This is a genomic window from Solibacillus sp. CAU 1738, from assembly GCF_039888725.1.
GTDB lineage: Bacteria > Bacillota > Bacilli > Bacillales_A > Planococcaceae > Metasolibacillus.
Genome location: NZ_JBDQQN010000003.1, coordinates 521,114 through 542,061, shown reverse-complemented (window position 1 = coordinate 542,061; position 20,948 = coordinate 521,114). Strand labels below are relative to the sequence as shown.

The following is a 20,948-nucleotide window of genomic DNA, read 5'->3' as shown; positions in this document are numbered from 1 at the left end:
TATAGTGTAAAGGGAGAGCTATAAACCTAGCTCTCCCTTCTTTTTTTGATTTATTATTTTGTGAAAATTTTACATTTTATTAATTTTCAAATGATGTATATAATAATATCAACTCAAAAAAAGGTGTGGATGAAATGAAATTTATTAAAGGTATACTTTTTTGCTTCGCATTCTTACTTTTATTACCATCAGGTGCAAATGCTGAGATTTTAGATGAACTAAAATCGTATATACAGTCTGATTATGTTGGAACAATTAATGGTGATTTAAAAAAAGCAAAATCAATTGATGAAGTAATGGAGATGCTCGATGCATATTCTACTTACTTTACCGCTGAGGAATTTGAAGCGTATATTAATTCTATAGAAATGACTTCAGTAGGAATCGGCGTTGTTATTGAAAAACACGAGCAAGGCATAGTAATTATGCAAGTCATTGAAGGTGGAAGTGCCTATAAAGCTGGCATTAAAACTGGGGATATTATTGTGAGCATTAATGGACAATCAGCTGTCGACATGTCTGTACAGGAAGCATCTTCACTTATTTTAGGTAAAAAAAATACAGCAGTTAAAATAGATCTTTTGCAAAACGGACAAACAACTTCGAAAACACTTGTACGTAAATCTTTTACTGTGCCAAATGTTACAACAGAATTATTTTATGGAAATGTCGGCTATATTCATTTAAGTTCCTTTTCAGAAGATGCTGCACCATTAGTCAAAAAAGCATATGACAAGTTAAAAAAGGAAGGCGCAAAAACATTTATTGTTGATATACAAAATAATGGCGGAGGTTACGTATCAGCTGCTGAAGAGCTAATTGGTATGTTCCCGAATACTCCTCTTGCCTATAAATTACAAATGGCAGATGAAACATCTGTTCACAAGGCGGTAAAGCAATCCGTGCAATTTCCTAGCAATACGCGTGTTTTAGTAAATCGTTTTAGTGCAAGCGCCTCCGAAATGATGGCAGCAGCACTTGTCGATCAAGAGACAGCAATTCTTTATGGAGAACAAACGTATGGTAAAGGCTCTATGCAAGGCTTTTATGAATTATCTGATGGAAGCTATTTAAAGCTAACGATTGGAAAATTTACTGGGCCAAAAGGAAGCCAAATAAATGAAGTTGGTGTGAAACCTCAAGTGTCAACTGCTAAGCCAATTATGACTGCCCATTTCGATGCGCTTGTAAGTAAATTTAGTTCATATAAAGCTTTGTCACCAATCACTGTGCAAGCAACGAAATCATTTACAGTTGCTTTTAGTAAGGATGTTTCAAGTGATCAGCTTGCAAATGCGATTGAACTCGTAACACTTGGTGGCGATACAGTGCCGTTCACAATGAAACAACAAAAAAACAAGTTGCTCATTACACCGAGTAAGCCGTTAACAGAAGGTGCACAGTATATGCTTCTTGTTCACCCTTCTGTAAAAGATGAGGCCGGCAAAAAATTGAAAAGTGGTCGCTACGTACATGTAACTGTCAAATAAAGAGTATGTCTTCAAAAATAAAAATACGAGGTGGCTTACGCCAACCTCGTATTTTTTTATGTAGTCACTAGCACACGTTCTTCTACAAAGTAAATATTGACTATATCATCTGCTAATTGTTGTGGCTCACGCTCATGTGTTAATAAATTTGTTAACGTTAAACGTTCAATTGTGCCCATTAAGCTTTGCGCTAGTGTACAATTATCGACTTGTTTTTGCACTATAAGTTGATTTGACTCATTATTTAATATATCCACTAAAATCTTTACTAAATTTGCTTTTAAGTTTGTTGCCTGCTCGGAATCATAAAAGCCAATTTTCGATAAGTTCGGGTTCTTAACAAAGTATGTAAAAATTTTCGTTAAATTACTATGTATTATTTCCTTTACACTAATCACATCACGCTGTAATTCCGCTTCTTTGTTTGAAAGAATCGCATATAAATTTTTTTGGAAATTTTCATGTAAATCATTAAATAAAGATTCTTTGCTTTGGAAATACAAATAAAATGTCGGCTGAGTTAAATCAGCAGCTTTTACAATATCGCTAATTTTAGTCTGATGGTAACCATTTGATGAAAAGAGTTCCATCGCCTTTTCTAATAATAACTGTTTACTTTTTTCACCACTCGAATTTACTCTTCTTCCTCTTGCCATATTCATCCACCTTTATTTCTCTTTATAGATGTATTTTCATTACCATATATTTCACATTCATTATATATTAATTTTTTTTCAAAATAAAGGATTCCGTCACAAAAATAACAAATACCCTAATATTTAGTAGTTCCAATATATTAATACGTAGTAATTTCCAAATAAACAAACAAGCTAGAATTCGCATTAATATACGGAATCCTAGCTTTTATAATGTGTTATTTACAAAAAAGCTTTCATTATAAACTTATTTCTTCATTATCTTTTTCTTCACTTTATTGAATATACTATCCAGCTCTGTGAATTTCATGACGAATAAGAGTGTAATATAGCCTATTACTGTCAATAGGAATGTGACGATAACATGAAGCCATTTATAATCAATCGTGATATACGTTGACACGAGCCATGTTACAGCGACAAAACCAATTGTTAATAACCCAAACTTCATAAACTGGAAAGCATTCTTATTAATAAGCAATAGCTTGTACTTTAATTGTAACCAAGCAACGAGCAGTACAAAATTTACTATCGCACTAATTAATGTTGCCCATGCAATTGCATCCGCTCCGTAAGCATCTATCATCGCATAAATAACGGCTATATTAACACCAAACACTGATATTAAACTAAATAGTACAGGCGTCATGGAGTTCCCTTTAGCGTAGTAGAAACGCGTTACATACATATTTGCAGCTAAGAAAAACATCGTTAAGCTGAAAATTTTCACGAGCGGTGCTGTTATAGCTGTTGATGCTGCGCCGAATTTTCCATATTCATAGACGATACGGACAATCGGCTCTGCCTGAAAGTAAAAATACACCGAAATCGGCATAACAAGAATGTACAGCAATCTTAAACCGCGCAAATATAACTCTTTGACAGCAGCAGTATCGCCCTCTCCTTCTTTTTTACTAAGGAGCGGGAAAATAACCGTTGTGACAGCTGTCATTAAAACTGCTTGCGGGAACTGTGACATTTTCGTAGCATAGTTCATTGCTGACACGACACCTTCTGCTAATCCGTTCGTAAAGAAACGCTGAATTAATATATACATTTGTGCTGTTGCCCCACCAAGCATAATCGGCAATGCGACTTTCCATAATTCCTTTTGATCATCAGCATTTGGAAGCATCGGCTTAAATGACATATGTGGGATATTTCGTACCCCAAATACGAGGAAGAAAAACATACACGCAGCACCGATTAACGCACCAACTCCGTATCCAATCGGCCCAATAATTAGAGAAAGTCCTACTGAAATAATGAGGAACGATAAGTTATAAACGAGTACAGAGAAACTTGATAAATGGAATTTCCCTTGTACATTCAGCACACCACTTAACCAAGTAGATAGCACAAGCATAATTGTTGAAGGCATCATCCATATGTACAATGATTTTAATAAATTATATTCCTCTTGGAAGTTCTCAATATTTTTACCTTGAAAGAAATACCATTGTAAAATCGGATCAGCTAGTACAATAAATAATATCGAAAGTATCGAAATAGAAACTAAAATAGTCGTAAACGTACGGCGAATATAATGTTCTATTTGTTCATTCGTTTTATGATAAATCGAAATAAAGGCAGTAGTAAACGCTCCACCAATAACTAAATACAATAAATTTGGGATTGTATAAGCATTCACAATACTATCAGCAAGTGTTGTCGTACCGTATTGCACACCAATAATTATTTCACGTAAAAATCCCAAAAGTCGTGCGAGCATATTAACAACAACTACTGCCCCGACAATTTTAATAATACGGTTCAAACTAAATCACAATCCTTTTGCTGTTCATTTTGCAAATTTGTATACCTCAACAATGTGAGGTGGAAGTTGTTACTCATTTTGCAATCTGTTTATAAAGCGTAGTTAAACGCTGTACAATATTTTTTGCATCATGTGTCTCAAGTAGTTGCTGCACTTTTGCTTCATCTACTTGGATGCCTTGCAATGCACTAGACATCGCCTGCTCGAGAGCTGACGCGTCTTTCGGTGATACAAGCACACCTGTGTTATTTGCTAGTATATATTTTAAGCCACCCACTTCGGAAGCAATGACTGGCGTGCCACAGCTCATTGCTTCAAGTGCCACAAGTCCAAGTCCCTCAATGTATGATGGCAAGACGAAAATGCTAGCCGCTTGGAAATATCGTGCCAGCTCTGTTTGTGGCATTGGCTCAATAAAGTGGATATTATCGCTTGTTTTGAGTTGCTTCACTTTAGTTGTAAAGTTTGCATCCTTCGTTGATCCAATACAATATAATGCAGATTTATTCGGATGTTGTGCATCTAGTGTGTTAAATGCGGTTACTAGTTCCTCAACACCTTTTTCTTGAATAATATTGCCGACAAATAAAAAATTCGTACGTTCCGGATCCATCCCGAGTGCCAGCTGTGCAGTGCGTTTGTCTGTTTCTTTAAAAACCGTACGATCAATGCCCATACTCATTACGGTAATGCGATTTTCCGGCACATCGTATTCTGATTGAATCGTTTGCGCAAGCTCTTCTCCAACAGCAATGACATGATCTGCGTTTTGCAATATATTTGCCGTATAATTTTTAATACGTGAATTTTTTTTCGCCATTTTATTAATATCGCCGCCATGTGCTGTTACAATATACGGTACATTATAACGCTTTTTCAAGTAATAGCTAAACAACCCACTAGGAAATACATAATGCGCATGCGTAATACTTATATCACGCTTATTTTTTCGAAATGTGGACCACACATTGAGCGCCCATTTCGAATATTTTTTTATGACATTTTTCTTCCCTGTTGCCGGATCATTATTTACTGCCAATAATGTTTCAATGCCTGCCTCATTTAATTGCTGAACTTGGTTTTTCACGAAAATACCGTATGATAAGTGATCCTGCGATGGATACATATTACTAATGATCAGCGCTTTTTTCATCGCTTCACACCTTCTTTTAAAAGCTTCAAACCTAAACTAGATTTTTCTTTAAAAGCTTCGTTCGTTGCATTTGCAAGCGCTTGTGCAGCTGGCCAATTAGCATTCATTTTCTCGTATAATGTTGTGAAATAATTATCTTTCTCATGTAGCGTATCTATCCCAATCGAATAATCTCCAAGGCCTGCCATTTGTAAAAAGTCATTCACTTTTACATGATAAGATACCCCAATAATTGGTGTTTTCGTATCAGTTGCTAAAATTAGCGAGTGGAGGCGTGTACCAATTAATACATCGAACGAACCTGTTAGTTGTAAAATGCGCTGTGGCGGGCAGTTTTCATCGAGTATTGTCGTACGCTCACCATGCTGCATTAGCTTTTTAATATCTTTTGTTACATCGGCATCTTGCGGGAATTTAGTTGCGAAAAATAATATTTCTGTATCATATTCTTCAATAAGTCGGTCTAAATTTTTTGCCATGCCTATAATATAATTTTGATATTTTGTTTCATCACCTGTTGGCCAATAGGATGCATTGTAATACGGTACTGCTGTCACACCAATTTTTTTCGGCTGTTCGCTATAACCATCACGCTCCACCTCTAAGCTAAATGCTGGATCTCCAATTACATGTACGTCACGCTTCACACCGATTGATTGTAGAAGTGCTTTCGATTGTGGGTCACGTACAGATATATTTTGTGCATGCTTTGCCATATAGCGGATAAACCACTTACCTAGCCCCGTGTTTAACGGACCTGCCCCACAACCATACACCACATATGGCACACCTGCATTTTTGGCCATCATTGCGTAGGAGCCGTACAGTGGCGCCTCACGCTTGTAAAGATCCATTAAAATACCGCCCCCACCGATTACGACGAAATCCAGTGTTTTAACGACTTTTGAGTTTTCTTTATAAGTTTTGAAAAATGTTTTCGGCGCATTACCATTTTTATAATAAAGGGGGTAACTTTGTACGTTATAACGCGCAGCTGTTTGTTTCGGGTTATTACTAAATACGACTAAATTTTCTGTAGGAATTGAAAAAGCTTTTTCTAGCTGGCGAATAATGCTTAATAAAATCGCCTCATCACCATTATTATCATTTCCATAGTTTCCAACGATTCCAATTTTCACGTTCATTCATCCTTTTGTTAATCAGTTTATAATTTGCTGTGACGTTTCCTGAGCAGGTTTGGTTCGACAAAAGCCCCGAAAACCCGCACTTTCATTCCATTTTCATTTGGTATAAGTATAGCATAATGTCTTTTTATTCGTTGCATTTAGCATGTAGGTAAACCGTGATTTGTTTATTTTGACGGCTTTTCTGGAGAGTGTTCGCTCTTTCTCGGGGGATGCGCTCACTTTCTCGAGGCTTGTGTTCGCTTTCTCGGGCCTTGTGTTCGCTTTCCCTGGGCTTGCGTTCGATCTTCCCTTACGTAAGACAGCAGCCCCACAACACACAAACTTCCTCTAAACTCAATTACCTCGACCGCCCAAAACAAAAACTCCCGGGTTCACACCACACCCGGGAGCCAAAATTATTTTGTAATTGTTCGATATAAGAATAAACTAAAGTGCACGCGTGATACTTCTACTCCTGGTTTAAATGTATTATCTTCATAGCCAGTCGTAATACCGTTCGCCGCTAATGTATGCACATAATCATATGACCAGTGTTTCGGACTTACATCTTTAAACTTCGAATCTGTCGTCCCTTTTAAATCATACGCAACTACTAAAATTTTAGCCATTTGCGCGCGTGTTAATTTCGCATTTGGATCAAATTTTCCGTCGCCCGTACCATTCATAATACCTGCTCCGACGATTGCTGCGATTTCTTTATAATACGGATGGCTTGTTGATACATCTGAGAAACCTGGATTTGATACTTCTTTTGTATTTAATTTAAGGGCGCGCGATAATAAAACAGCGGCATGTGCACGCGTTAATGCTTGCTCTGGTTTAAATGAACCATCACCATAGCCACTAATTAAGCCGTTTTCGACTAAATAACGCACTTCATTTTTATAATTATGTTTTGCGCTAATATCTGTAAATAATGCTTCCTCATAATTAGATGAATAGATAGCTTGTAACTTGTCGAAATACAATGTACCCGCTTTTTGCTTCGCTACAGTTGGCTGCACGATATATAGGGATTCAAATGAAATTGGCTTCGGAATATCTTTTGCAATATCTGCTTCGATATATTTCCACCCTGTCCATGTTTGACCGTTTTCAGCCGTGAAATCAACTGTATGCTTACCACCTGCTGCATCACGAATTTGGCCTCTTACCCAAGTGCCTTTGCCATCTCCGTATACCCAAACACCTAGCTTAATCGGCTCAGCAGGCAATCGTACAAGAGAATTTAAACGTAAATAGGCAGCGGCTGTTCCTTCACTATTGCCCGTCATATCATACGTAAATTTCATTGAATGTTTACCTTGTTTGCCAATTGTTTTCGCGTCCTCTAACGTCGCTTTTGCTGTAGCTAATGACGCTTCTGTACGCCATTCATCTTGCTTTTCAAAGTTAGAAATAGCAAAGACTTGTTCTGTAAATGTTTGTTTTACTTCTATTTCTTTCGATACTGTTTTCGTACCTAGCTGTGCTGTAATCACTGCTTTTCCTAGCTTGCCATTAGAAGTAAATAGCCCTGTCTGAGAAATCGTACCAATATCCCCATCCACAGACCAAGTCATTTGCGAAGGCGAATACACTAGATTCTCATTGTTTTGACCAGTTACATGTGCTTTCATTTGTAATGATGCACCTGGCTCTAATGTTGTTGTTGCTGCCGATATAGAGAAGCCTACTGGTGCATCTAACACATTAAAGGTAATTGTTTGTGATGCGCCACCATTCGTTACCGTTACGCGTTCACTGCCGGCACTAACTGCTGTATAGCTAAGACCATTTACATCAATCGTACCATTTTGTGCAGTGACATTAAAATCGCTAGCATTTACTGACAGTGGATTGTAGTGCTCATCTAATACATAATCAGGCTTTAAGTTAACCGTTGCACCGACAAGTAATGAGCCTACTTGATCACGTGTTACTTTTATTGTTTTTGGAGCACCTGTTGTCCCTGTGCTCACTGCTTGTAAAATGGCAGAAACACGGCGCTGCACTCCACCCGATGGACTATTCGCTAGGACGACTGTGTTACTACCATATTTACGAATACCCATAGCCGTTGAACCGCCACCATCTAAATTAATTGCACGATCCACACCAAGCTTCACTAAATAGTTTGCAAACTGTGATAATGTCATCCCTTTACTAGAGCCTTGTCGACCATCTACTGTTATTAAATGCACTGTTTTTTTATCTTTACTAATAGCAACTGCTGTTCGTGGAGCAATTTCTTTTGCACGCGAGCTATTTGGATCCATTGTTAAATTCACTTTACCGTCTAATACTAAAAGTGGACCGCTCGCCATCATAAACTGTGCGTCCATCCAACGATTATCTATCGCAAATGTAACAGAAATTTCTTCTCCTACTTTAATGTTGCGGAATTTATCGCCCCACTTCGATCCGTTGAAAGATAAGACAAAGCCGTTACGAGGAATTTTAGCTTTTTTTTCATCGTCATAACCACGTATTGCTGTTACTTTACCAGTTAAAGTTTGGCCAAATTTTGTTGCTGACACAGTAGAACCTGTCTCAACGATAAACTCCATTCCTTTACCGCCATTTGGAGTTTGTGAGCTATGGTTTTGTGGTGTATAAATAACTGCTTCGTCTGTTCCACGCTTCACATTTAACCCATCTACTTTAATTCCTTCGCCCTTATAATTTACAATAATATCACTATTATAATAGGCAATCTCAGCATTACCATTTGCCGTAATTCCGAATGCAATCGGTTGGCTTACAAAGTTCGAGCTCGAGTCTGAAATGACGCTCGGTGTTACGATAGAATTATATTGGGAAATTAAATAGAGCGGATAACCATCGCCCATATTGTAAAAATTTGAGTTAATCGCACCAACTACTCGATTACCTTCTTTTGAATTTTTATTCGCATGATCTGTCGTCGTCATTACTGTATTAATTGGCGTCGGTAGACCAAGAGTAAGTTTTGTATATGGATTTGATAAATCAACTTCTAAATGATTCACAACATTCGCGTTGGATTGCGCATATGTATAGTTAGAATAATTTACCCCTTGAGATACAGGATACGTTTCATTCGTTGTTTGGAATGCTGCGTAACCTGTACCAGAACCCCCTAAAATTAAAAAAAACATTAGCAATAAACTACATAATAATGATAATTTAACCTTCATTGTTATCGCTTCAAAGTTGTCGAAGCATGTCACCTTCCTCTCTTAATATAATACTCTACTACCTTAACAAATTTTTGGTATTGTTTCTATTACAATCATGTATCAATATATGAAAATAAGCTACTTAATGTATTAAAATGTTAATTTCTCTGTAAGAAAGGTGGGCTATAAAACACAAAATCGCTATTCTAATATTTTATTAGAGTAGCGACTTTTATTTTGTACTTCTATTTCGCAATTAGGAATGAAGTAAACGCGGTTTTTAAATTCCCCAACAGAAGGAAAAGCCAATTTTTTCAATAGTTTACTCGCTGCATGAGGACATTCTATACATAAAAAATCCCTAAGTTCTTTATTAGTGATAGTCGGATTTACAAGATAATAATAATCCGTTAATGCTTCAGATAAAGTAACATTGGATTTTTCGCCGCAATCGCATCGGAAAGCGCCTCTTTTGTATAGCATGGTATGTCCATTTCTGCACTGTATGCCTTTTTTTATTGGATAGATTTGAGTAGGACTCCAAGATGAAGGTTGATATCTTTTCATTAATTCATTTTTAATGTGTTCTATTTGGTTATGGTCAATTTGAGTAGTGTAGTTAGTATTAAATTGCGCTAACTTAGAGGAAAGTCCTGATAAATGAAAAATCGGAATTGTATTCGAGGTTGTTTGAATGACTGATGAAGGGTTCGTTAAGATAATTACTTTAAGAATGGGTAGCTTTATTTTTAGCTGAATCAAAATGGAGTGTATGTACTTTTCATGGCGTTCAATTTGATCCACTGGGTTTACAAAATTCTCAACTCTACCATCAGAGGTCGTGCGTAAAAATTGATGATGTTCCATATCTATTTTCATTACCCCGGCAATATTTTTAATTTCGACAATCAATAAATATTTTGTAGTTAAAAATATCGTGTCAATTTGATGTGTATATCCATACTGGTTTACTGTTTCGTAATTATAAAATAAGTAATGCGATTCTGGCCATTCTAGCTCTTCCCAGTACCGGTCCGCACGACATTCTCCGGCATAGCCGGCTTCAAGTCTTTTTAACTGTTCTTCATATTGCACTCGTTGTGATGGCGATAGCTCAGCTCTTCGTAATATACTTTTAAGCACTCGCATCTTTTTTGACGCCTTTCTAGGTAAAATAATCAATTCATCAACCTCCTCCTTTATATCATTTTAAAGAGTATTTAATCAAAACTCTATAGGTCAAAGCAGTTAAATAAATGCTTTCAAAATTTCCTTTTGGCATTTTCATATAATAAGATTTTGTTATAGTATGGTTAACGGTGAGGTATATGAAATTATTCGCTCTTCACAGGTTTTTACTCACCACTTGATGCTTTACTAGCTGTTCCAGTACTTTTACTCGCTCTCCCATGTGGTTTACTCGCTCTACACAGGCTTTTACTCGCTACTCCCTGCTTTACTAGCTGTTCCACCGCTTTTACTCGCTCTTCCATGAGGTTTACTCGCTCTTTGCAGGCTTTTATTCGCTACTTCCTGCTTTACTAGCTGTTCCACTTCTTTTACTCGCTTTCCCATGCGATTTACTCGCTCTTCACTCCCTATTACTAGCCCGCCACTCCACATTCAATGGGCACAAAAAAACTGCCTTCGAATCAAAATTCGAAAGCAGTTCATTATCATTCTCCGTCTTTATTCAAATCAAGCATTGGATAAAGTGCTCGATTGCTTGCAAAAATCGCAAATATCATAAAGTAGAACATCGTATATACTTTTAATTCCCAAATATTATAGAAGAATCCGCAAATACCTGTTGCGAACCAGAGCGCGATCATGTATTGACCGAATGTTGTATGGCGCTCCTTCCAGAACATCCATAACATCATCAATAAGAAGCCAGCAAATAATATGACCCCAACAGTTCCCGTCTCAGCGATTACTTGGATATATTGATTATCAGAGTAGAAGTTTTTACCTCCGTAAATGTCAGAGCGAATTCCGTACTCTTCATAAATTGGTGAATCATAGGTTAATGTCGCTGAGCCACCAAAAGTACCGAAGCCTGCGCCCGTAATCGGATAATCTTTAAACACTTCAAACCCTTTTTTAATATAGAAAACGCGTCCACTTTCGTTCATTTTCGTTAAAGTATCTTCATTAAATGTACCTGCAAAACGACCACTAATACTAGTTGTTGCTTCCTCAGGTGCGATTGAATTCTCTACTCCAAGATTTTTCAGCAAGTCTACACCTATATTAACCGGAAAGTACACAAAAACAATACTCGCTACAAAAGTAATAGCGATACTTTTTAATAACTTCCAGTTGCGTGAAAGTAACATAAAGAAGACTACAAACGTAAATGAAGCAATCCACGTACCACGCGATAATGTAAGTATTAATAAGCCCGAAAATGCCACTTGTGAAACAATTAATACGTATTTAAATTGCCCATCTTTGTATGCCCATCGCAAGAAAAATGCAGCACAAATCGCGAAAAACATGACAAGTGCTAATGAGTTCGGGTTATTTAGCAAGCCGTAAATACGCGCAAAGTTTGTACCTGACAATACTTTTTGTGTCCATGCTTCTGGCATCCACATCATACGCAACGATAATTTCTCAACAATGCCTTGAACAAATAATACAATTCCTGATAAAACCGTAATCCACGCTAGCTTTACGAAAAAGTTTTGTGGAAGTTTGCTGCGACTTAAAACGTAATACAAAATATACATAATTAAAAACGTACGCAATTGGAATATAACAGAGGCTACACTTACGCCGTTCATATAACCAATGATCGCTCCAAAAATTAAGAAGGCAAAGAAAAACCATTCAAACTTTTTAAAGTGGAACCACGTTTTGAAGCCTTTAAGATTAAATAATAATAATCGGGCAAATACGACGAATGTTATTAAATCCCCAATTAGCTTCATACCTGGATTCAACTCGATAAAGAATGAACGGAAAATCACATATGGTACTAAAATAACTAAGCTTTGGAATGGTTTGAAAAATGCAAATAGCGTAAAGAACACAGCCGTGCTAATTAAAGCTATTTGTGAAGGAATTATTGTTGCAGCTATAAGTACGGCAATTGCGAGTAATAGCTCAAGCCACTCTTGTTTCCTTACCTTCACTGAAATGTCTGTCATCGATGTGTCTACCCTCTCTCTATATTAATATTCTATGAACAGTTCTCTGAGCTCTAGTTGATAAGACGATACTAAGTATAATATGGTTACAAATATATTACAAACCTTTTAAGTGCCTCGATTTTTCTATTATTATACGGTAAGAATTGTTAAAATAATACTAGATTGAAAGGAGGTCCTTTAAGTGATCAAAAAAATAATAAGTATTTGTATAGTCATGATCTTTGCTTTAACCATTTCAACACAATCAGTATCCTATGCAAGCGATATTGAAGGGCATCAAATGGTGAATGAACTTACGTATTGGGCAAATTTAGGGGTTATCTTACCTGATAGCAAAGGAAATTACAATCCAAATCGCCCAGTAACACGTGGAGAGTTTGCTGCGTACATAACACGTGCACTAAACTTACCAGCCTCAGACAAGTATCAGTTTTCTGATTTAAAAGCAAATAATCCAATCACATTGGAAATTCAAGCTGCTGCTGGTTCTGGTATTTTGAGTGGGTATCCAGACGGTACATTTAAACCAAATGAAAAAATTACGCGTCAGCATATGGCAGCAATGCTATATAAAGCGCTACGTTATTTAAACGTACCACTTGAGGTAGCGCCGCTTACTTTTACAGATAACAATAAAATAAGTAAGCAATTCCATAATGCCGTTTCAACATCTGTTTACTACAATATTATTCGCGGATCTCACGAGAAAAACGGGGTATTTTTCAAACCTCAAGGCTCTGCAACAATTGCCCATGCAGCAGCATTTTTATTCCGTATGAATAGTGTAGCACAACAATTTGGACAAGATGGTAGTGACACTGAACCTGAACCGCCAACAACACCACCGACAGTAGATACGAATAGTTATTATGTCGGCTCAATTTCAGGATCGACTGTAAAAAAACAACCAACTGTTTACTTAACATACGAGCAAGCAGAAGCAGCATTCAATGCATCTAAATCTGTTAATTTAATTTTCAAAGGTGATAAAATTATTAAAATGAATGCAGGGATTGCTTCAGCAGCAGATGTGCAGGCCAATACCGTAACAATTTACGGCAATAAAAATTTCACTAATGCACTAACATATGTTGTTGAAGGCTCTGAATTTAATTATATCGGCAGTAATGATACATATGCTATCGTACAAGTAGCTGATACGAAAGGTTATGTAAAAACGACCGAAGTAACATTAACGCCAACTGAATTAATTAAAGGCCGTGAATACTATTACGTAGCAGGTGGTTATTTAACGCATAAAACGTATAACCATATTAAACAGGCGTATAATGGGGATTATGTTGTAGGGGAAGCACCGAGCTTTATGTCTGCAGGTGTCCACTACTATAGTCAAGATGGCGTGAATTTCTATAATGAAAACGGCAAATTAGTAGGCACACACTATCCATATTTCCAATTTGCATCAATCCGTCAGCCTTCCAATTATACGGCAGATGAATTAAATGCCATTATCAATGCATTACTTGAAGAACGTCTTGCAACTGGACATGCGCGCTATGCTAATATTTTAACAGAATCCCGTTTACTTGGCTTAGGTACTTTCTTGAAAGAAGTAGAGGCGACACATCATGTAAACGCGCTATTCATATTAGCTACAGCGATGCATGAAAGTGATTACGGGATTAGTAAAAACTCCTTAGAGAAAAACAACATTTTCGGTATTAAAGTGTATGATTCAGATGAAACACTTGGCTCAACCTACGATACACCGAATGACAGTATACTCGCATTTATTAACCAATATGTGAATAAAAACTATGTACCACAAACAGGTGGATTTGCAAAAGGTGCTTCCCCAGGTAATAAAACAGCTGGAATGAACGTCCATTATGCATCCGATCCTTATTGGGGAAGTAAGATTGCTGGTCATATGTATCGCATGGATAATCGCTTTGGCCGTAAAGATTTTGGACAAGCGCGTCTTGCAATGGTTGTAAATGGCGGTAGTTCAGTGAACACTCGTTTAGAACCTACTACATCATCAGCTTTAATGTTTACTTATAAGGCAAAAGTTATCGGTGAGACAGGTATGTTCGGCTATCCTGTTGCAATCGTTGATGAAACGACTGGGGATGACGGCTACGTTTGGTACAAAGTGTATTCAGACGCAAACCCTCCAGCAGACTATGTATGGATTCGTTCTGATTTAGTGGAAGTTTTACCAAAATAATTTGTTTTTGAATCCCCCTATCCAAATGTGATAGGGGGGTTCTTTTTTGGCTTTCTTTGTTGGAGGCTTATGCAGTGACGCTAGAAGGTACATTCTAACACGAATGCGCACGCTAGCTCCCTGTAGACGCACTCAAGGGGATAAAAAGCGCACGCAAGCAGTGACAATGCGCGCTCAAATGTTAGGTGGCCGCACTATATACTCGAATGCGCACTCTATTCGACAATAACCGCACAGTAATACACGAAACTTACCTAAGCCTTTACCTTTCGAAAATTGTCCCAACAAAAAAACCACTCTCCCTCTACAAATAGAGGAAAAGTGGTTGTCCATATTATTTACTATAGTACTCTACAATCCCGTCATAAATAGATTGTGCGTAAATATCAATGTATTTGCTGTCTGTTAATTTGTTGCGATCTTCGGCATTCGTTGCGAAGCCCAGTTCTACTAAAACAGCGGGCATGATTTGCCCTTTTATGACTACATAATCCGCACGTTTTACACCGCGGTTATTCATATGTGCATTTTTTACAATTTGATTATTAATAGCAGTTGCTAATGCGAGATCTTCTTTTTCATTTTCGTTATTAGACACGCTGTAATACGTTTCTGTCCCTTTAGCTGATGTATTTGTTGCAGAATTCACATGGACACTGACAAACATTTCACCATAGTTTTCTTTCGCAAAGCTTACACGCTCTGGTAATGTCGGATACGTATCGCCTGTACGAGTCATTTTCACAACCGCGCCTGCTTCTTCAAGTTTCTCTTTAACTAAAGTTGAAACTTTTAGAGTGATTGCTTTTTCTACTGCATTACCACTTGAAGTACCACCATCTTTACCGCCATGGCCTGCATCAATAATAATAATACGTCCAGCAACGGCTGAGCCTGTTTGATTTATTAAACGTAAATATGTTTTATGAATATAACCATCTATTCCGTTGTACGTGATTTTCGCCCAATTCTCTGAAATCGAATGAACTTCCACTAATGTACCACGATCAATTTTCCCTAAAGAATCAGATGATCCAGAAGCTTGTGCACGAATATGCAATCCATTTACTGTTACACTACCGATTGTTTTCGTATTTAATTGTGGAATTTCAGGTTGTTCCGGTGTCTCCTCGCCTGGATTTTCTGGTTCACCTGGATTTTCCGATTCACTTGGATTTTCTGGTTCACCTGGGTTTTCTTCCTCTACTGTGTTATCTGGAGGAGTAGTAGGCTCTTCTTCATCTGGTGGAGTAACAACAATTTCAGTCGTTTGAGAAATTCGTACATAGCCTGGTAACCCATCTATTTCTGTTAAATACCAATTCCCGTTTGTACCGTAAACGTTAATTGTTGCATCTTCTGCAAATGTACCGATTACTTTGCTACTTACATCGCGCGTTTTATATAAGCTAATCTCACCAAATGATTTCACTTGCTTGTCCGCTGCACCTAATACATGTCCAGACTCTTCAAGATACTGCACATATTCTTTAGAAACATAAGCATATCTGCCTTCATACGCTACTTTTAACCATCCATTTGACAGAATTTCGTATAACGTAAATTTTGTACCGGTATTCACTTTTCCGATAATATTAGTGCTTTGTGATGAATCCGTAGACGAACGAACATTTAAATTATTCGTTATTGCACTTACTTGTCCAATTGCATCCTTAGAATCCGGAACCGTTACTCCTTGAACCGGTAAATCTAATCGATATTTTTCATTATTAGCACGAGTTATAAACGAAGCAAACTGTGAGCGTTTTACCGCTTCGTTAGCATTATATTTTGTGCCTGTTGTATCGCCTTTCGTTATACCGTTATAGTATATTGCTGCAATATATTTATAATAAGGATCATTCGGTTTTACATCAGTAAATGGAAGAGCGAGTTTGCTATACTGATCCTCATTTAATTGAAACGCCTTCGATAAAATTTTACTCATTTCATTACGAGTAAGTGGTACATTCGGTCCGAATTTTCCGCTTGAATATTCTTCAAAATAGCCTAATTTTATCGCACTTTCTACATAGCCTGATAATTCAGTACCAACTTGCACATCAGAAAACGATGATTTTGATACGATAAGTGGTTTATTATTTGTCGATTCAATGACCATTTTTGCAGCTTGTCCACGTGTGACGAATGCGTTCGGCTTGAAAATCGTTTTATCTTTTTCTGTATAGCCTTTAATTACTCCTAAATCGACTAAATAATTAATCTCTTCATACGCTCCGTGCGATGAAGGGACATCAGCAAAACGCTGACTTGCATACACATTATGTATACTGAACATTGACATGATGACAACAACTAACAACAGACTGAACTTTTTTAAATACAATGTTTTTTCCTCCCTTCAAATTATGCAACTTTCATTCTATCAAAAATCATCACCGGAAAAATCAGGCTTTTCTACCTTATTTAACAAGTTTCAGCGATTATTATTCTTTTTCTATAAGAAGCTTCGATTAAAAAGAAAGCGAAATATGTATATAAAGCAGGCTTTTTGCAAAACAGACGAATCTACCTTGTATTTTGTTGCACTATTTGTAATTTAATTGTACATCATAAAAATATAGAAATACACTACAAAAAGATGTTAAGAAGAATTGGGCAAAAACTATGCTCGGTTCTTGCAATAAATTCTATCACTGTGACACATTCTGTTTTTTCTACACCATCTACGCGTCCCCGAACGAAAATCGATTTTCTGAATGCAAAAAAACATCATTTTTCTAATTGGAAAAATGATGTTTTATTATTTTGTCCCAGCCTCTGTGCCAACTTTTTTTACTTTCTTATCTTTAATAAAAACCAATCCCCTCTTGGAAATGTAAGGGAATTGGTTTTTGGTTATTTTCTATAATACTCTACAATCCCGTTATAAATTGATTGTGCGAATATATCTACATATTTGTCACTTGTTAGTTTATCGCGATCTTCTGGATTCGTTGCGAAACCTAGTTCTACTAAAACTGCAGGCATGACAAGCCCTTTAATTACGAAATAATCCTCTCGTTTCACACCACGATTTTTCATATTCGCATTTTTTACTATTTGATTGTTAATAGCAGTCGCTAATGCATAATCTTCTTTTTCATTGGTGTTATTAGATACGCTATAATATGTCTCTGTTCCTTTAGCAGACGAAGATGCTGAGTTTACATGAACGCTGACAAACATTTCACCATAGTTTTTTTGTGCGAAGCTTACACGATCTGATAAGGTCGGATACGTATCACCTGTGCGGGTCATCTTTACAATAGCGCCTGCTTTTTCAAGCTTCTTTTTAACTAAAGTAGCAACATTTAAAGTAATCTCTTTTTCTATTGCATTACCACTTGCAGTACCAGGATCTGTACCACCATGGCCAGCATCTACAATAATAATACGCCCTGCAATTGGTGAACCTGTTTGATTTTTTAAACGTAAATATGTTTTATGAATATATCCATTGATACCGTTATACGTAATTTTAGCCCAATTCCCTGAAATAGAATGTACTTCTACTAGCGTACCTCGGTCGATTTTCCCTAAAGATTTAGATGAACCCGATGCTTTTTCACGAATATGTAATCCATTAACAGTGGCACTACCAATTGTTTTCGTTTTTAACTGTGGCTCTTCTGGTTTCTCCTCAACAGAATTATCTGGTGGAGTTGGTTGTTCTTCTACTATTTCAGTCGTTTGTGAAATGCGAACATACCCTGGTAATCCATTAATATCCGCCAAATACCAATTTCCAATAGTACTATATACGTTAATTGTTGTATCAGCAGCAAATGAGCCAATAACCTTACCATTTATATCACGCGTTTTATACATACTAATGTTACCGGATGCTTTTACATGCTTTTGAACTTTACCTAACTTTTGTCCATTTTCATCAACATATTGTACATAATCTCTATAAACATAAGCATAACGGCCTTCATATGCTACTTTTAACCAACCACTCGGCTGAATCTCAAATAAAGCGAATTTTTCACCTGTTTTTACTTTACCTATAATATTCGAGCTACTTGAAGAATCGGGTGTTGAACGAACGTTTAAATCGTCCGTCGTTGCACGTACTTGTCCAATTGCATCTTTTGTATCAGGAATTGTTCCCCCTTGTACAGGTAAATCTAAACGATATTTTTCATTGCTAGCACGAGCAATAAAGGAAGCAAACTGTGAACGTTTTACTGCTTCTTTAGCGTTATACTTAGTACCCGTTGTATCACCTTTTGTTATACCATTATAGTAAATAGCCGAAATATACTTATAGTATGGATCGCTCGGTTTCACATCGGTAAACGGTAAAGCTAGCTTGCTATACTCATCTTCATTTAACTGAAATGCTTTCGATAAAATTTTACTCATTTCATAGCGTGTCAGTGGAACGTTTGGCCCGAATTTACCAGGTGAATATTCAGTAAAGTAACCTAATTTTATCGCACTTTCTACATAGCCAGACAATTCAGTACCAACTTGTACGTCAGAAAAAGAAGATTTTGAGACGATAAGTGGCTCATTATTTGTCGATTCTATAACCATTTTTGCAGCTTGTCCACGTGTGACGAATGCGTTCGGCTTGAAAATCGTTTTACCGTTTTCCGTATAGCCTTTAATCACTCCTAAATCGACTAAATAATTGATCTCTTCATACGCACCGTGCGAAGAAGGGACATCAGCAAAACGCTGACTCGCATACACATTATGTATACTGAACATTGACATGATGACAATAACTAACAACAGACTGAACTTTTTTAAATACAATGTTTTTTCCTCCCTTCAAATTATGCAACTTTCATTCTATCAAAATATTTTTCGAGAAAAAATCAGTCTTTTCTACAGTCATTCGATAAATTTCCGCTACTGTTCTTCTTTTTTAATATATTCATTAGGTAAATGAACTTAAAATATGTATAAAAAATAGGTATTTTGAATTAAATTACACATACCACAAACCGAAGACTGTAGTTGTGACAAAATTTATCCGTTCTTATCTTTAAAAAAAATAGGAGAGGCGCCTGCTTGCTGCCCTCTCCTACTATCAATATGTTAAAGAACTTTTTCTGCAAGTATAAATTTACGGTAGCCCTATCAATTTATAAAAAGTTGCTATTAACAATGATTATCGAGTTGCGCGATCAATAAATGCCGCTAGTTGTTTTAAAGTTACGTTTTCTTTTAAACCAAATGTACCGTCGCCTTTACCTACTGTAATGCCTGTAGAAGCTAAAGTTGATACATATTCATGTGACCAATGTGATGCAGGTACATCTGTAAATGATGGTGCATCGCCAGCTTGTTTTAAATCAAATGCAATAACTAATACTTTTGCCATTTGTGCACGTGTCAATGGTGATCCTGGGTTGAATTTACCATTTTCATCACCTGTAAAGACACCTTCTTTTTGAAGTGCTGCAACTGCTCCTGCATATTTCGATGTTGGTTTAACATCTGTAAACGAAGAGTTTGTATTAGAAGTATCAAGTCCCATAGCTTTAGCTAATTGAATTGCTACTTCTCCACGTGATGCATAGATTGAAAAGTCGATTGCCGCATCTTTAACTTCCCCTGCTGACGCTACAGTTTTGCCACTATCAGAAAAAGTTGTTATACGTTTTGCGCCAACATATCGTTTACCCCAGTAATAAGGATCATTAATGTTTGTTACACTTACACCATCACCAGTTTGAGAGTGAATGAACTTATTATTACCTATGTAAATACCTACATGAGAAATTCCTGAACCTGAAGTATTAAAGAATACTAAATCTCCAGTTTGCAAATTTCCTTTTGAAACGGCTTTACCTTCTTGATATTGTGATGTGGATGTACGACTTAATTTTATTCCTAAGTCTGAATATACTAGACGAGTATAGCCCGAACAATCAAGCCCACTTGTTGTTGTCCCTCCGTAAACGTAAGGAACCCCTATATATTGATATGCTGTAGTTGTTAATTCATTTGCTGATGCTGCTTCTGCTGTATTTGAGTCCGTTCCTGCAAAAAGCATAAATGCTGCAAAAATCGGTAATAAATATTTCTTTTTCAAAGTAAATTACTACTCCTTTCGAAACCTCTTGGCTTTTTGGCCTACTAAAAGATTAACATAGAAAGAAGTATAGTAATTTTTCACTTCTGTAACAGATTGGTCGAAAACGAAAGAAACAAAATTTCTATCATTAAACAGAAATTTTGTTCCTTAAGCAGAAAAATATTAACTTTTTATTTA

Annotated in this window: 13 protein-coding genes; 2 read left to right on the top strand and 11 right to left on the bottom strand. The window is 36.7% G+C overall.

Annotation, left to right across the window (positions count from 1 at the left end):
* The first annotated feature begins 134 nt into the window (after nt 1–134).
* Entirely contained in the window at nt 135–1,490 is a 1,356-nt protein-coding gene (locus AAFN87_RS11930; protein WP_347791290.1) for a S41 family peptidase, read from the top strand.
* Between the two features lie 56 nt (nt 1,491–1,546).
* Here the strand turns inward: AAFN87_RS11930 and AAFN87_RS11925 are convergent, their stop codons facing one another.
* From AAFN87_RS11925 to AAFN87_RS11890, 8 genes are all read right to left on the bottom strand, one after another.
* On the bottom strand, nt 1,547–2,146 hold the full coding sequence (locus AAFN87_RS11925; protein ID WP_347791289.1) for a TetR/AcrR family transcriptional regulator: 600 nt from the start codon (nt 2,144–2,146) through the stop codon (nt 1,547–1,549).
* Nucleotides 2,147–2,393: 247 nt separating this feature from the next.
* On the bottom strand, nt 2,394–3,923 hold the full coding sequence (gene murJ, locus AAFN87_RS11920; RefSeq protein ID WP_347791288.1) for a murein biosynthesis integral membrane protein MurJ: 1,530 nt from the start codon (nt 3,921–3,923) through the stop codon (nt 2,394–2,396).
* Between the two features lie 73 nt (nt 3,924–3,996).
* Nucleotides 3,997–5,076, bottom strand: coding sequence for a glycosyltransferase (locus AAFN87_RS11915; RefSeq protein WP_347791287.1), 1,080 nt, complete (start codon nt 5,074–5,076; stop codon nt 3,997–3,999).
* On the bottom strand, nt 5,073–6,221 hold the full coding sequence (locus tag AAFN87_RS11910) for a polysaccharide pyruvyl transferase family protein (protein ID WP_347791286.1): 1,149 nt from the start codon (nt 6,219–6,221) through the stop codon (nt 5,073–5,075). The genes AAFN87_RS11915 and AAFN87_RS11910 overlap by 4 nt, the downstream gene beginning before the upstream one ends.
* A gap of 398 nt (nt 6,222–6,619) precedes the next feature.
* On the bottom strand, nt 6,620–9,382 hold the full coding sequence (locus AAFN87_RS11905; RefSeq protein ID WP_347791285.1) for an S-layer homology domain-containing protein: 2,763 nt from the start codon (nt 9,380–9,382) through the stop codon (nt 6,620–6,622).
* A gap of 183 nt (nt 9,383–9,565) precedes the next feature.
* Nucleotides 9,566–10,546 (bottom strand): nuclease-related domain-containing protein, encoded by a 981-nt coding sequence (locus AAFN87_RS11900; protein ID WP_347791284.1) that lies wholly within the window; start codon nt 10,544–10,546, stop codon nt 9,566–9,568.
* 255 nt (nt 10,547–10,801) lie between these two features.
* Nucleotides 10,802–10,939: a hypothetical protein gene (locus AAFN87_RS11895; RefSeq protein WP_347791283.1), complete on the bottom strand. Its 138-nt coding sequence runs from the start codon at nt 10,937–10,939 to the stop codon at nt 10,802–10,804.
* Between the two features lie 101 nt (nt 10,940–11,040).
* Nucleotides 11,041–12,519: an O-antigen ligase family protein gene (locus AAFN87_RS11890; protein WP_347791282.1), complete on the bottom strand. Its 1,479-nt coding sequence runs from the start codon at nt 12,517–12,519 to the stop codon at nt 11,041–11,043.
* Between the two features lie 184 nt (nt 12,520–12,703).
* Here AAFN87_RS11890 and AAFN87_RS11885 point away from each other — a divergent pair, with 184 nt between their 5' ends.
* The gene (locus AAFN87_RS11885) at nt 12,704–14,713 is read left to right on the top strand and encodes an S-layer homology domain-containing protein (RefSeq protein ID WP_347791281.1); all 2,010 of its coding nucleotides are present in this window, start codon (nt 12,704–12,706) and stop codon (nt 14,711–14,713) included.
* 334 nt (nt 14,714–15,047) lie between these two features.
* Here the strand turns inward: AAFN87_RS11885 and AAFN87_RS11880 are convergent, their stop codons facing one another.
* The 3 genes from AAFN87_RS11880 to AAFN87_RS11870 form a co-directional block, all read right to left on the bottom strand.
* The gene (locus AAFN87_RS11880) at nt 15,048–17,060 is read right to left on the bottom strand and encodes an N-acetylmuramoyl-L-alanine amidase (protein WP_347791280.1); all 2,013 of its coding nucleotides are present in this window, start codon (nt 17,058–17,060) and stop codon (nt 15,048–15,050) included.
* A gap of 512 nt (nt 17,061–17,572) precedes the next feature.
* Nucleotides 17,573–19,483 carry an N-acetylmuramoyl-L-alanine amidase gene (locus AAFN87_RS11875; protein WP_347791279.1) on the bottom strand — a complete coding sequence of 637 codons (1,911 nt, stop codon included), beginning with the start codon at nt 19,481–19,483 and terminating at the stop codon, nt 17,573–17,575.
* 358 nt (nt 19,484–19,841) lie between these two features.
* On the bottom strand, nt 19,842–20,768 hold the full coding sequence (locus AAFN87_RS11870; protein ID WP_347791278.1) for a C40 family peptidase: 927 nt from the start codon (nt 20,766–20,768) through the stop codon (nt 19,842–19,844).
* Between the last annotated feature and the right edge of the window lie 180 nt (nt 20,769–20,948).